Here is a 13,050-nt window from a genome sequence, read left to right as displayed (position 1 = left end):
TGAAGCTATCCCGAACAAGGAGGCCCTCCTTATGTACGCACAAATGGTGGAAACCGGCCTGAAAAAGGTCCAGACCGCAGAAGATATGGACGCGCAGGAGCGCGAGTTCCAGGCGCGCATCGACGCCGGCATCAAGATCGAGCCGAAAGACTGGATGCCGGAGGCTTACCGCAAGACCCTGGTGCGCCAGATTTCCCAGCACGCCCACTCCGAAATCGTCGGGCAGTTGCCTGAAGGAAACTGGGTGACGCGTGCCCCGAGCCTGAAACGGAAGTCGATCCTGCTGGCCAAGATTCAGGACGAAGCGGGACATGGTCTCTACCTGTACAGCGCCGCCGAAACCCTGGGCGTATCGCGCGACGAGCTGCTGGCGGCCCTGCACAGCGGCAAAGCCAAGTACTCGTCCATCTTCAATTACCCGACGCTGAGCTGGGCCGACATGGGCGCCATCGGCTGGCTGGTGGACGGCTCGGCCATCATCAACCAGATCCCGCTGTGCCGCTGCTCTTATGGCCCGTATTCGCGCGCCATGATCCGCGTCTGCAAGGAAGAATCCTTCCACGCCCGCCAGGGCTACGACATTATGATGTCGCTGGCCAAAGGCACGCCGGAACAGAAGGCGATGGCGCAGGATGCGCTGAACCGCTGGTGGTGGCCTTCGCTGATGATGTTCGGCCCGTCCGACGCGGCATCGGTCAACAGCGCGCAATCCGCGCAATGGCGCATCAAGCTGTTCTCCAACGACGAACTGCGCCAGCGCATGGTCGACCAGACCGTGCCGCAAGCCGAATTCCTGGGCCTGACCATCCCCGACCCGGACCTGAAATGGAACGAGGAACGCGGCTCCTATGACTTCGGGGAAATCGATTGGGAAGAATTCCACCAGGTCCTGAAGGGCAACGGCCCCTGCAACCGCGAGCGCTTGCGCACCCGCGTCAAGGCTTATGAAGACGGCGCGTGGTTCCGCGACGCGCTGGTGGCGTACGCCGACAAACATAATAAGGAGCAGGCTGCGGCCTGAGAGGAGACAAGATGAGCAAAGAATGGCCACTGTGGGAAGTCTTCATTCGCAGCCAGCACGGCCTGGCGCACAAGCATGTGGGCAGCCTGCATGCTCCGGATGCGGAGATGGCAATCAACAACGCGCGCGATGTCTACACCCGCCGCAATGAAGGGGTGAGCATCTGGGTGGTGCGCGCCTCCGATATCGTCGCCAGCGCGCCGGCCGACAAGGGCCCGCTGTTCGAGCCTTCCAACAGCAAGGTGTACCGCCACCCGACCTTCTTCCCGATGCCGGAAGAAGTGAAGAACCTGTAAGGCTTCCTGCTATGGATAACAAGGTCAATTACCTGCTGCGCCTGGGCGACAACGCCATGGTGCTGAGCCAGCGCCTGTGCGAATTGTGCGGCAAGGGCCCGGCGCTGGAAGAAGACATGGCGCTGTCGAACGTGTCGCTGGACCTGCTGGGCCAGACCCGCATGTGGTACACCTGCGCCGCAGAACTGGAAGGCGCGGGCCGCGACGAGGACAAGCTGGCTTACCTGCGCGACGCGCATGACTACAAGAACGTGCTGCTGGTCGAGCAGCCGAACGGCAACTATGCACACACCCTGGTGCGCCAGTTCTTCTTCGATACCTGGCATTACTTCCTGATCGGCGCGCTGACCAAGAGCAGCGATCCGCGCATCGCGGAGATCGCCGAGAAGTCGCTGAAGGAAGTGACCTATCACCTGCGCCGCAGCGGCGACCTGATTGTGCGCCTGGGCGACGGCACCGACGTGTCGCACCAGTTCACGCAGACGGCGATTGACGAACTGTGGATGTACACCGGCGAGGTGTTCAACTACGACGCGGTGGATGAAGCCATGGTTGCGGAAGGCGTTGCGCCCCCGGCTGCCATGCTGCGCGAGCAGTGGCTGTCGCACGTGTCGGATATCCTCGGAGAAGCGACGCTGGCCATGCCAGCGGCCGACGCCTGGATGCAGAAGGGCGGCAAGCAAGGCCGCCATACCGAACACCTGGGCTACCTGCTGGCGGAGATGCAGTTCCTGCAGCGCGCTTACCCGGGTTCGGAGTGGTGATGGACGCAGCGCGTGTCTGGACGCTGCTGGAGCAGGTCTCCGATCCGGAAATCCCTGTGATCTCCGTAGTGGACCTCGGCATCGTGCGTGATGTGCAGGTCACCGGGGCATCGTCCTGCGCGGTCACGATCACGCCGACTTACTCGGGCTGCCCGGCCATGCAAGTGATCGCCGACGCGGTGCAAGGCGCGTTGCACGATGCGGGCATCAGGCAGGTCGACATCATCACCCGCCTGTCGCCCGCCTGGACGACCGACTGGATGAGCGATTCGGGCAAGGCCAAGCTGAAAGGCTACGGCATCGCGCCGCCGGCACAGCGCGTGGTCGACATCAGCGGCCTGCGCGCCCCGCGCCCCTCCGCCGCGCCGTTGGATCCGCTGAAGGCCGGAGTTGCCCGCGGCGCGGTGTCGGCGCCGAAAGTCGTTTGCCCGCACTGCGGCTCCAGTCACACCGAAATCACCAGCCAGTTCGGCTCCACGCCCTGCAAGGCGCTGTACAAGTGCCTCGATTGCCGCGAGCCCTTTGACTACTTCAAGTGCCACTGACACCATGAGCAAATTCTATCCACTGTCCGTCGCCAAGGTGCAGCAGGAGACCCGCGACTGCATCGCCGTCACCTTCGCCGTGCCTGCCGAACTGCAGGAAAGCTTCAAATACCAGCAAGGCCAGCACCTGACCCTGCGCACGAACATCAATAACGAGGACGTGCGCCGCTCGTATTCGATCTGCTCCGCCGTGCAGGACGGCGCGCTGCGCGTGGCGATCAAGCGCACGCCGGGCGGCATGTTCTCGACCTGGGCCAACGAAGCGCTGAAGCCCGGTGCGACCATCGAAGTGATGCCGCCCATGGGCCACTTCAACGTGCCGCTGGATGCGGGGCAGAGCAGGAGTTACCTGGCTTTTGCGGCAGGCAGCGGCATTACGCCTATCCTGTCGATCATCAAAACTACCCTGATGACCGAGCCGACCAGCCGATTTACCCTGTTCTACGGCAATCGCGCTTCCTCGTCCGTGATCTTCAAGACGGAACTGATGGAGCTGAAGGATGCCTATCTTGAACGACTGAACATTGTCTATGTGATGTCGCGCGAGCAGCAGGATATTGAGCTGTTCAACGGCCGCATCACAAAGGAAAAAACCGAGCAGTTCCTGCAGCACTGGATCGACATCAAGGACTACGACACCGCCTTCATCTGCGGACCGGAAGACATGATGCTTGGTGTCTCCGCTGCCCTGCAGGAGGCTGGCATGCCAAAGTCGAACATCAAGATTGAGCTGTTCGCTGCAAGCATTCCAAAGCACCAGCACAAGCCGCGCGTGCAGGCCGATGCAGCACCGCACCTGACGGAAGTCACCGTGATCATGGACGGGAATGCGGCTTCGTTCACCATGGAGAAGGACAAGGAGTCGATCCTGGACGCCGGCTTGCGCGCGGGCCTGGACATGCGCTATTCCTGCAAAGGCGGCGTATGCTCTACCTGCCGCTGCAAGATGGTGGAAGGCAAAGTCGACATGGACGTCAACTACGCGCTGGAAGACTACGAGATTGCACGTGGCTTTGTATTGAGCTGCCAGGCGTTTCCGGTCACTGATAAAGTGATTATCGATTTCGATCAGGCTGAATAAAACCGGAGAACCGGTGTCAGACCCGCAGGGTCCGACACCCGGCCCGCGACCGCCGCGTATCAGTGTCTGACCCTGCGGGTCTGACACTGGTTTACCTGGTTTAAAAAGGAGACAAAGTGAGCTACGAAAACATCAAGTTTGAAATCGCAGAAGGCGTCGCCACCCTGACCCTGAACCGTCCCGACAAATTGAACAGCTTCACCCAGGCCATGCACCTGGAAGTACGCGAAGCCCTGTCCCAGCTGCGCGCCGACAAATCCGTGCGCGTGCTGGTGCTGACCGGCGCCGGTCGCGGCTTCTGCGCCGGCCAGGACCTGGGCGACCGCGCAGTCGCACCAGGCGGCGCAGCAGTGGACCTCGGCGAATCCGTCGAAAAATTCTACGCCCCACTGGTGCTGGCGCTGCGCGAACTGCCGATGCCCGTCATCTGCGCCGTGAACGGCGTTGCTGCCGGTGCCGGCGCCAACCTGGCCCTGGCCTGCGACATCGTGCTGGCCGCCAAATCCGCCAGCTTCATCGAAGCCTTCTGCAAACTGGGCCTGATTCCGGACACCGGCGGCACCTGGCACCTGCCACGCCTGATTGGCCAGGCCCGCGCCACCGGCTTGGCAATGCTGGGCGAAAAGCTGTCCGCCGAACGCGCCGAGCAATGGGGCCTGATCTGGAAAGCGGTGCCAGACGAAGAACTGATGAACGAAACGATGGCCATGGCCAAACACTTCGCTACCGCCCCGACCAAGGGCCTGGCCTTCACCAAGCACGCGCTGCAAGCCAGCTACGGCAACACCCTGTCCGACCAGCTCAAGCTGGAAGGCGAAATGATGCGCGAGCTTGGCTACAGCCACGACTACCGCGAAGGCGTGGACGCCTTCATCAACAAGCGCACTCCAAACTTCAAGGGGGAATAAGCATGGCGGCTCTGGCGAAAGGCAGTGTCGTTGCCATCATCGGCAGCGGGGCAATGGGTTCCGGCATCGCGCAGGTCGCAGCGGCTTCCGGCTACACGGTCAAACTGTTCGACACCCGCGCGGAAGCGGTGGATAAGGCGATTGCCGATATCGGCAAGGTGTACGGCAAGCTGGTTGAAAAAGGCAAGATGTCCGGCGCCGATGCCGACGCCGCGCGCAGTCGCCTGCACGGCGTAGCCGGCCTGGCGGACGTCGCCGATGCAAAGCTGGTAGTGGAAGCCATTGTCGAAAACCTGGACGTCAAGCGCAGCCTGTTCGCCGACCTTGAAGGCATCGTTGCCGACGACGCCATCCTCGCCACCAATACTTCCTCGATTTCCGTCACCGCCATTGCCGCCAAGCTTCGCAAACCGCAGCGCCTGGTCGGCATGCACTTCTTTAACCCGGTGCCGCTGATGGCGCTGGTGGAAGTGATCAGCGGCCTGGCCACCGATGCCGCCGTGGCCGAAGCCGTGTACGACACCTCGATCGCCTTGGGCAAGAACCCGGTGCACGCTAAGTCTACGCCGGGCTTCATCGTCAACCGCGTTGCGCGCCCGTACTACGCCGAAGGCTGGCGCCTGCTGAACGAACAGGCCGCAGATGCCGCCACCATCGACGCGGTGATGCGCGAAGGAGGCGGTTTCCGCATGGGCCCCTTCGAGCTGATGGACCTGATCGGCCACGACGTGAACTACTCCGTCACCGAATCCGTATTCCGCGCCTACCACAACGACCCGCGCTTCACGCCGTCCGTGCTGCAGCAGGAAATGGTGAACGCGGGTTTCCTGGGGCGTAAGTCCGGCCGCGGCTTCTACGATTACAGCGAAGGCGCGGCAGCACCGCTGCCGCGCTCCGAAGCGCCGCAGCCGCTGCCGGAGTACATCGGCTACAGCTTCGAGCCGGGCGACCACACCGCGATCGCGACCACGCTCATCGAGCGCCTGAAGGCGCGCGGCGTTGCCGTCACCAAGCGCAATTCCGCCGAAGGTCACCGTTCGTCCGAAGCACCTGCCTTCCATACCAACGGCGCCGCCATCTACCTGACCGACGGCCGCACCGCCACCCAGCGCGCACGCGACGACAAGCATGACGACATGGTGGTGTACGACCTGGTATTCGACTTCAATGCTTCGCCGCGCATTGCCATCGCGTGCAGCGACCAGTGCAGCCCGCGCGCCATGGCATCGGCCATCGGCATGTTCCAGGCTGCCGGCTTCACCGTGACGCGACTGGATGACGTGCCAGGCCTGGCCGTGATGCGCACGGTCGCCATGCTGGCCAACGAAGCGGCCGACGCCGTCAACCAGGGGGTATGCAGCGCGCAGGCGGCCGACCTGGCGATGCAAAAGGGCGTCAACTATCCGCGCGGCCCGCTGGCCTGGGCGGACATGGTGGGCGTCAGGCACATCGTGACAGTGCTGGAGAACCTGGCAACCAGCTACGGGGAAGACCGCTACCGCGTGTCGCCGCTGCTGCGCCGCCGCGAACAGAGCGGAGCCAGGATCCATGCATGACCCAAAGATGCACCCGCAGGCCCTGGCCGAAGCGGCAGGCGCGGCGATGTTCGCGCGCGACGCCGCCAGCCAGGCCCTCGGCATGAAGTTGGTAGAAATCCGCCCCGGCTATGCGCGCATGACCATGCCGGTGCGGAGCGATATGCTGAACGGGCACCAGACTTGCCACGGCGGCTTTATCTTTGCGTTGGCGGATAGTGCTTTCGCATTCGCGTGCAACAGCTATAACCACACGACGGTTGGCGCGGGCTGCACGATCGACTACCTCGCCCCCGGGCGGATGGATGACTTGCTGACGGCGGAGGCGGTTGAACGAACGCTGGTCGGCAAGACCGGCATCTACGATGTCACCGTCAGCAACCAGGAGGGCAAGATGATCGCCACTTTCCGCGGCAAATCGCACCGCGTCGCCGGAGAGGTGGTTCCAACCCATAGCTAGTTGATGGAGGTAGCACCGTGGTCCAACGCATTCCCGCCCCTTCCGACCTGGAGCCGATCGAGCGCGCCAGCCGTGACGAATTGCAGGCGCTCCAGCTGGAACGCCTGAAATGGTCGCTGATGCACGCTTACGAGAACGTGCCGCACTACCGCAAGGCCTTTGACGAGAAGGGTGTGCATCCGAACGACCTGAAGTCCCTGTCTGACCTGGCCAGGTTCCCGTTCACGGACAAGAAGACCCTGCGCGACAACTATCCCTTCGGACTGTTTGCCGTGCCGCGCGAAAAAGTCGTGCGCGTGCATGCCTCCAGCGGCACTACAGGCAAGCCAACCGTGGTGGGCTACACCCAGCGCGATATCGACATGTGGGCCGACGTGGTGGCCCGTTCCATCCGCGCAGCGGGCGGCCGCGCCGGCGACATGGTGCACATCTCCTACGGCTACGGCCTGTTCACCGGCGGCCTGGGCGCGCACTATGGCGCTGAACGCCTGGGCTGCACCGTGATTCCGATGTCCGGCGGACAGACCGAAAAGCAGGTACAGCTGATCCAGGACTTCAAGCCATCGATCATCATGGTCACGCCGTCCTACATGTTGAACATCGTCGAGGAATTCCAGCGCCAGGGACTGGACTGCGCTAAGTCCTCGCTGCAGGTGGGCATCTTCGGCGCCGAGCCTTGGACCAACGCCATGCGCGGAGAGATCGAACGGCGTGCCGGCATCGACGCGGTAGACATCTACGGCCTGTCGGAAGTGATCGGCCCAGGCGTCGCCAGCGAGTGCATCGAATCGAAAGACGGCCCGGTGATCTGGGAGGACCATTTCTACCCCGAGATCATCGACCCGGAGACAGGGGAAGTGCTGCCCGATGGCGAAGAGGGCGAACTGGTGTTCACTTCCCTGAGCAAGGAAGCCATGCCGGTGATCCGCTACCGCACGCGCGACCTCACGCGACTGCTGCCGCCGACTTCGCGCGCCATGCGCCGCATCGGCAAAATCACCGGCCGCTCGGACGACATGCTGATCATCCGCGGGGTGAACGTGTTCCCGACCCAGATCGAGGAGCAGATCTGCAAGCTGCCCAAGCTCGAACCGCAATACCAGCTGGTGGTAACCCGCGACGGCCACCTCGACAAGCTGGAAGTGCTGGTGGAGCTGCGCGCCGGACTGGCGCGCGCCGACGCAGGCGATGTCGCGCGCGAACTGGAACAGCGCATCAAGACCAATGTCGGCGTGAGCACCACCGTCACGCTGGTCGGCGTGGGCGGCATCGAACGCACCGCGACCGGCAAGGCCAAAAGAGTAATCGATAAACGACCCAAGGAATAATAATGACCGAAGCATTCATCTGCGACGCCGTTCGCACACCGTTCGGCCGCTACGGCGGCGCACTGGCAGGCGTGCGCGCCGACGACCTGGCTGCCATCCCGATCGCAGCGCTGATGGCGCGCAATCCTTCCGTCGACTGGAAACAGGTGGACGATGTCTATTACGGCTGCGCCAACGGCGCCGGCGAAGACAACCGCAACGTGGGCCGCATGGCCGGCTTGCTGGCCTGCCTGCCGGTGGAGGTGCCGGGCAACACCATCAACCGCCTGTGCGGTTCTTCGCTGGACGCAGTCGGCATCGCGGCCCGCGCCATCAAGTCGGGCGAGGCGCAACTGGTGATTGCGGGCGGCGTGGAAAGCATGACCCGCGCGCCTTTCGTCATGGGCAAGGCCGACAGCGCGTTCTCCCGCAGCGCGAAGATCGAAGACACCACCATCGGCTGGCGCTTCGTGAACCCGCTGATGAAGGCGCAGTACGGCATTGACTCGATGCCGGAGACCGCGGAAAACGTGGCCGAGCAATGGGCCGTGGCTCGCGCCGACCAGGACGCCTTTGCCATCCGCAGCCAGCAGCGCTGGGCAGCCGCCCATGCGGCCGGCTTCTTCAAGGGCGAGATCGTGCCGGTCACCATCCCGCAGAAGAAAGGCGAACCGAAGGTAGTGGACACCGACGAACACCCGCGTCCGGACACCACGATTGAAGCGCTGGCCAAGCTGAAAGGCGTGGTCAAGCCCGATGGTACGGTCACCGCCGGCAATGCCTCCGGCGTGAACGACGGCGCCTGCGCATTGCTGCTGGCATCCGCCGCTGCAGTCGACAAATTCGGTCTGAAGCCGCGCGCCAAGGTGCTGGGCATGGCGACCGCCGGCCTGGCGCCGCGCATCATGGGCTTCGGTCCATCGCCGGCCAGCAAGAAGCTGCTGGCGCAACTGGGCATGACCATCAAACAGATGGACGTGATCGAATTGAACGAAGCCTTTGCCGCGCAGGGCCTGGCAGTGACCCGCGACCTGGGACTGAAGGACGACGACGCCCGCGTCAACCCGAACGGCGGTGCGATTGCTATCGGCCACCCGCTGGGCGCCTCGGGTGCGCGCCTGGTGACCACCGCGCTGAACCAGCTCGAACGCACCGGCGGCCGCTACGCGCTGTGCACCATGTGCATCGGCGTAGGCCAGGGCATCGCGCTGGTGATCGAGCGAGTCTGACCATGCCTTGCTACGAGATCAATGGCGTGCGGCCTGTGGTCCATCCTACGGCCTATGTGCACCCGACCGCGGTGCTGATCGGCGACGTGATTGTCGGCCCGCGCTGCTACGTGGCGCCGCTGGCATCGCTGCGCGGCGATTTCGGGCGCCTGATCCTGGAAGAGGGCGCCAACGTGCAGGACACCTGCGTGATGCACGGCTTCCCCGGCGGCGACACGGTGGTCGAGCAGGATGGCCACATCGGCCACGGTGCAGTGCTGCACGGCTGCCGCATCGGCCGCAATGCCTTGGTGGGCATGAACGCGGTGGTGATGGATAACGCGGTGGTGGGCGCAGAGAGCATCGTCGGTGCAGCAGCCTTCGTCAAAGCCGGCATGGAAATCCCGCCGCGCAGCATGGTGGTCGGCGCGCCGGCCAAGATCCTGCGCCAGGTCAGCGACAGCGAGATCGCCTGGAAGACGCTGGGCACCGGCCAATATCATGAGCTGGCCGTGCGCTCGATGCAGACGATGGTGGAGTGCCAGCCCGACACCGAGGCAGCGCCGGGCCGCCAGCGCATGCAATGGGACACTTCGCTGCCTATGCACCTGCACAAGCAGGCATTCGACAATAAACAGTAATCGGAGACTACAAATGGTACACACCCTGCAAAGCTTCATCGGCGGCCGCTGGCAAGGCAAGGAAGCCGCGACCGCACTGCACAGCGCCCTGGACAACCGCGTCATCTACCACACCCACGCCGAGAAACTGGACTTCGCCGAAGCCGTGCACTACGGCCGCAAGACCGGCATCCCGGCCCTGATGAAGCTGGACTTCCAGACCCGCGCCCAGCGCCTGAAAGCCCTGGCGATGTACTTGATGGAGCGCAAGGAAGAACTGTATGCGATCTCGCACCTGACCGGCGCCACCCGCCCGGATAGCTGGGTCGACGTGGAAGGCGGCATCGGCACCCTGTTCGCCTACGCCAGCATGGGCAGCCGCGAGCTGCCTTCATCCAACGTGCTGCATGAAGGCCCGGCCATGGCGCTGGGCAAGCGCGGCGGCTTCTCCGGTACTCACATCCTGGTGCCGCGCGGCGGCATCGCGGTGCACATCAACGCCTTCAACTTCCCGATCTGGGGCTTGCTGGAAAAGTTCGCGCCTTCCTTCCTTGCCGCCATGCCGTGCATCGGCAAGCCTGCCAGCGCGACGTCCTACCTGACGGAAGCCCTGATCCGCATGATCAACGATTCCGGCCTGCTGCCGGAAGGCTCGCTGCAGCTGGTGATCGGCAGCACCGGCGACCTGCTGGACCGCCTGGGCGGTGCAGACGTGGTGACCTTCACCGGTTCCGCCGACACCGCGGCCAAGCTGCGCTCCAACCGCAACCTGATCGCCAACTCAGTCCCGTTCACGGCCGAAGCGGATTCGCTGAACTGCGCCATCCTGGCGCCCGACGTCACACCTGACGATCCCGAGTTCGACCTGTTCGTGAAAGAAGTTCAGCGTGAGATGACCACCAAGGCGGGGCAGAAATGTACCGCCGTGCGCCGCATCATCGTCCCGCGCCTGCATGCGGACGCGGTGGCGGAAAAACTGCGCGAACGCCTGGGCAAAGTCGTGGTGGGCGATCCTTCGGTGGAAGGCGTTCGCATGGGCGCACTGGCCTCGAAAGACCAGCAGCGCGACGTGGTCGAGCGAGTAGCCCAGCTGGCGCAAGGCAATGAAATCCTGTTCGGTGGCGCCGGATCGCTGAAGCTGGTGGGCGAAGGCGTCGAGAACGGCGCCTTCTTCTCGCCGACCCTGCTGCTGTGCCGTAACGCCCTGACCAACGATGCCGTGCACGACGTGGAAGCCTTCGGCCCGGTCAGCACCATGATGACCTACGACTCCATCGACGAGGCGCTGGAGCTGGCTGCGCGCGGCAAGGGTTCGCTGGTGTCGACCCTGGTGACCAAGGACCCGGCAACCGCTGCCTACGCCGTGCCGATCGCGGCTGCCTCGCATGGCCGCGTGCACGTGCTGGATCGGGAAGCTTCGGTGGATTCCACCGGTCACGGCTCGCCGCTGCCGCAACTGAAGCACGGCGGTCCTGGCCGCGCGGGCGGAGGAGAGGAACTGGGCGGGATCCGCGCGGTGCGTCATTTCCTGCAGCGCGCCGCGGTGCAAGGCTCGCCGACGATGCTGACTGCCATCACCGGCGAGTACGTGCGCGGTGGCGCGGTCAAGGAAGGTGACATCCATCCGTTCCGCAAGACCTTCGAAGATCTGGCAATCGGCGATTCGCTGCTAACCCATCGCCGCACCGTGAGCGAAGCCGACATCGTCAACTTCGGCGGCATTTCGGGCGACTACTTCTACATGCACTTCGACGAGATCGCCGCCAAGGACACCCAGTTCGGCAAGCGCATCGCCCACGGCTACTTCGTTCTGTCGGCGGCGGCGGGCCTGTTCGTGTCCCCTGCGCCAGGCCCGGTGCTGGCCAATTATGGCCTTGACAACCTGCGCTTCATCACTCCGGTAGCGATCGGCGACACCATCCGCGCCCGCCTGACCTGCAAGCGCAAGGTCGACCGCAACCGCACCGACGACAAAGGCCGTGGCCAGGGCGTGGTGGCGTGGGACGTGCAGGTGACCAACCAGAACGACGAACTGGTTGCCAGCTACGACATCCTGACTCTCGTATCCAAGCGCGCCTGACGTTCCAGCATATGCCAGCAAGCGGTGCCGCCGGCGGCGCCGCTTGCCACCATGTGCAGGGCGTAGTTCCAGGCCTGCATCACAGGGCCGTCGTCGCATGCATAAGCGTCGACCCCCAGCACGGTGCCGAAGACAGCAAGGGCCGTCACGACACCCGCTGAGGCGAAATAGCTCCAGCGGCGTGTTCCCAGCCGGTTGGCCACCTGGATGGTCAGTACGTACGGAAACAGGGCGCTGACAAAGGCGCAAAGCCAGGAGGTCCCGAAAAGCATGACGGCACCCACGATCTGGACGCCGACCTGCATGGTGAAGGTAAAGGTGCCGCATGCTGCTGCAGCAGTGACAGCGGCGAGGTATGCCACATTTGCGTGGCGAAAGGTGATTGTGTTTTTCATGTCCCGCACTGTAGCGGGCGAATGTGCGGCCAGTATGAACCTGCTGTGAAACGCAGCTACATCGTCATTATGTAGATCACGCCTGCAAACGCCAGAATGATCAGCGCCACGGCCGACCACTTCAACTTGTAATGACGTGCATGGCAGCGCTGGCAAACCCGCATTTTCGCACCGCCACCGCTTGCCAGCGGGAGCTCTTCATAGGTATTCCAGTTGATTTCAGCAGCGCAGAGCGCGCAGGTACCGCGCTCATTACGCCTTCCGCCGCGCCATTGCCGCAGCCGGTCGGTCACTAGCGCCGCCACCAGCAGCGCACTAAATAGCAGGAACAATATCTTCATTGTGCGCCGACTTTAGCATAAGCCAGCAAGCGCTGCCCGCTGCAAGTCCGGCGAGGAAAAGCATCGGGGCCAGCCGCACCAGATGACGCGCGGAATAGGCGCATGCCAGCAGCGGCAGGAATGCCATGGCGGTGAGGACTGCACCGCCGATGAAGAAGCATGGGCTGCGGATGCCGCGGCGCACGGCCAGCGTCATCGCACCTGCAAAAGGCAGGACCGAGGCGGCGAAAGCCATGATCCATGCCAGTACCAGTGTAGCGAGGGGAAAGCGGAAGGTTTTATCGCCGTTCACGACGAAGTCCCACAGCTCGTTGCCGAAGACGAAGGTGAGCGCGGCGCAGCTAACCGCAAGGAGGTGGGCGTACATGACGCGCTGCATCGAAATAGAGATGTTCATGAGCGGTACTTTAGATGGCCTGTATGCGCTCAGAATGAAGCGATTATGAAATGCCACAAGCGGACATGGATTCGCTACACTGCGGGCTGCGC

At 63.7% G+C, this 13,050-nt stretch carries 15 protein-coding genes; 12 read left to right on the top strand and 3 right to left on the bottom strand.

Annotated features, from left to right (window positions below; all coding sequences use genetic code 11):
- Positions 1-31: 31 nt before the first annotated feature.
- The 12 genes from paaA (at position 32) to paaZ (ending at position 11,825) form a co-directional block, all read left to right on the top strand.
- A complete protein-coding gene (gene paaA / locus ACN9M3_RS28175; RefSeq protein ID WP_426319324.1) occupies positions 32-1,021 on the top strand; it encodes a 1,2-phenylacetyl-CoA epoxidase subunit PaaA in 990 nt (329 codons plus the stop codon).
- A gap of 11 nt (positions 1,022-1,032) precedes the next feature.
- Positions 1,033-1,317 (top strand): 1,2-phenylacetyl-CoA epoxidase subunit PaaB, encoded by a 285-nt coding sequence (gene paaB / locus ACN9M3_RS28170; protein WP_057260923.1) that lies wholly within the window; start codon positions 1,033-1,035, stop codon positions 1,315-1,317.
- A gap of 11 nt (positions 1,318-1,328) precedes the next feature.
- Entirely contained in the window at positions 1,329-2,081 is a 753-nt protein-coding gene (gene paaC, locus ACN9M3_RS28165) for a 1,2-phenylacetyl-CoA epoxidase subunit PaaC (RefSeq protein ID WP_426319323.1), read from the top strand.
- On the top strand, positions 2,081-2,626 hold the full coding sequence (gene paaD, locus ACN9M3_RS28160) for a 1,2-phenylacetyl-CoA epoxidase subunit PaaD (RefSeq protein WP_426319322.1): 546 nt from the start codon (positions 2,081-2,083) through the stop codon (positions 2,624-2,626). Before paaC ends, paaD begins: the two co-directional genes overlap by 1 nt.
- A 4-nt stretch (positions 2,627-2,630) precedes the next feature.
- The gene (paaE, locus tag ACN9M3_RS28155) at positions 2,631-3,707 is read left to right on the top strand and encodes a 1,2-phenylacetyl-CoA epoxidase subunit PaaE (RefSeq protein ID WP_426165051.1); all 1,077 of its coding nucleotides are present in this window, start codon (positions 2,631-2,633) and stop codon (positions 3,705-3,707) included.
- A gap of 116 nt (positions 3,708-3,823) precedes the next feature.
- The gene (paaG, locus tag ACN9M3_RS28150) at positions 3,824-4,615 is read left to right on the top strand and encodes a 2-(1,2-epoxy-1,2-dihydrophenyl)acetyl-CoA isomerase PaaG (protein WP_426319321.1); all 792 of its coding nucleotides are present in this window, start codon (positions 3,824-3,826) and stop codon (positions 4,613-4,615) included.
- Positions 4,616-4,617: 2 nt separating this feature from the next.
- Positions 4,618-6,171 carry a 3-hydroxyacyl-CoA dehydrogenase PaaH gene (paaH, locus tag ACN9M3_RS28145; protein WP_426319320.1) on the top strand — a complete coding sequence of 518 codons (1,554 nt, stop codon included), beginning with the start codon at positions 4,618-4,620 and terminating at the stop codon, positions 6,169-6,171.
- Positions 6,164-6,610: a hydroxyphenylacetyl-CoA thioesterase PaaI gene (gene paaI, locus ACN9M3_RS28140; RefSeq protein WP_426319319.1), complete on the top strand. Its 447-nt coding sequence runs from the start codon at positions 6,164-6,166 to the stop codon at positions 6,608-6,610. Before paaH ends, paaI begins: the two co-directional genes overlap by 8 nt.
- 17 nt (positions 6,611-6,627) lie before the next feature.
- Positions 6,628-7,938 carry a phenylacetate--CoA ligase PaaK gene (gene paaK, locus ACN9M3_RS28135; protein WP_426319318.1) on the top strand — a complete coding sequence of 437 codons (1,311 nt, stop codon included), beginning with the start codon at positions 6,628-6,630 and terminating at the stop codon, positions 7,936-7,938.
- A 2-nt stretch (positions 7,939-7,940) separates the two neighbouring features.
- The gene (gene pcaF, locus ACN9M3_RS28130; RefSeq protein ID WP_426319317.1) at positions 7,941-9,146 is read left to right on the top strand and encodes a 3-oxoadipyl-CoA thiolase; all 1,206 of its coding nucleotides are present in this window, start codon (positions 7,941-7,943) and stop codon (positions 9,144-9,146) included.
- A 2-nt stretch (positions 9,147-9,148) separates the two neighbouring features.
- Positions 9,149-9,766: a phenylacetic acid degradation protein PaaY gene (gene paaY / locus ACN9M3_RS28125; protein WP_426165039.1), complete on the top strand. Its 618-nt coding sequence runs from the start codon at positions 9,149-9,151 to the stop codon at positions 9,764-9,766.
- Positions 9,767-9,779: 13 nt separating this feature from the next.
- Positions 9,780-11,825, top strand: a complete 2,046-nt coding sequence (gene paaZ, locus ACN9M3_RS28120; protein WP_426319316.1) for a phenylacetic acid degradation bifunctional protein PaaZ — start codon at positions 9,780-9,782, stop codon at positions 11,823-11,825.
- Here the strand turns inward: paaZ and ACN9M3_RS28115 are convergent.
- The 3 genes from ACN9M3_RS28115 to ACN9M3_RS28105 are packed head-to-tail and all read right to left on the bottom strand — an operon-like array spanning position 11,789 to position 12,958.
- Positions 11,789-12,220, bottom strand: a complete 432-nt coding sequence (locus ACN9M3_RS28115; protein WP_426319315.1) for a hypothetical protein — start codon at positions 12,218-12,220, stop codon at positions 11,789-11,791. The genes paaZ and ACN9M3_RS28115 overlap by 37 nt on opposite strands.
- Positions 12,221-12,276: 56 nt before the next feature.
- A complete protein-coding gene (locus ACN9M3_RS28110) occupies positions 12,277-12,561 on the bottom strand; it encodes a hypothetical protein (RefSeq protein WP_426319314.1) in 285 nt (94 codons plus the stop codon).
- On the bottom strand, positions 12,536-12,958 hold the full coding sequence (locus tag ACN9M3_RS28105; RefSeq protein WP_426165033.1) for a hypothetical protein: 423 nt from the start codon (positions 12,956-12,958) through the stop codon (positions 12,536-12,538). The genes ACN9M3_RS28110 and ACN9M3_RS28105 overlap by 26 nt, the downstream gene beginning before the upstream one ends.
- Positions 12,959-13,050 lie beyond the last annotated feature (92 nt).

Origin of the sequence: Pseudoduganella sp. R-43 (assembly GCF_049913255.1) — a bacterium.
Taxonomy (GTDB): Bacteria; Pseudomonadota; Gammaproteobacteria; order Burkholderiales; family Burkholderiaceae_D; genus Rugamonas.
The sequence above is the reverse complement of the archived record's forward strand: the minus strand, read 5'-3'. Positions and strand labels throughout refer to the sequence as shown.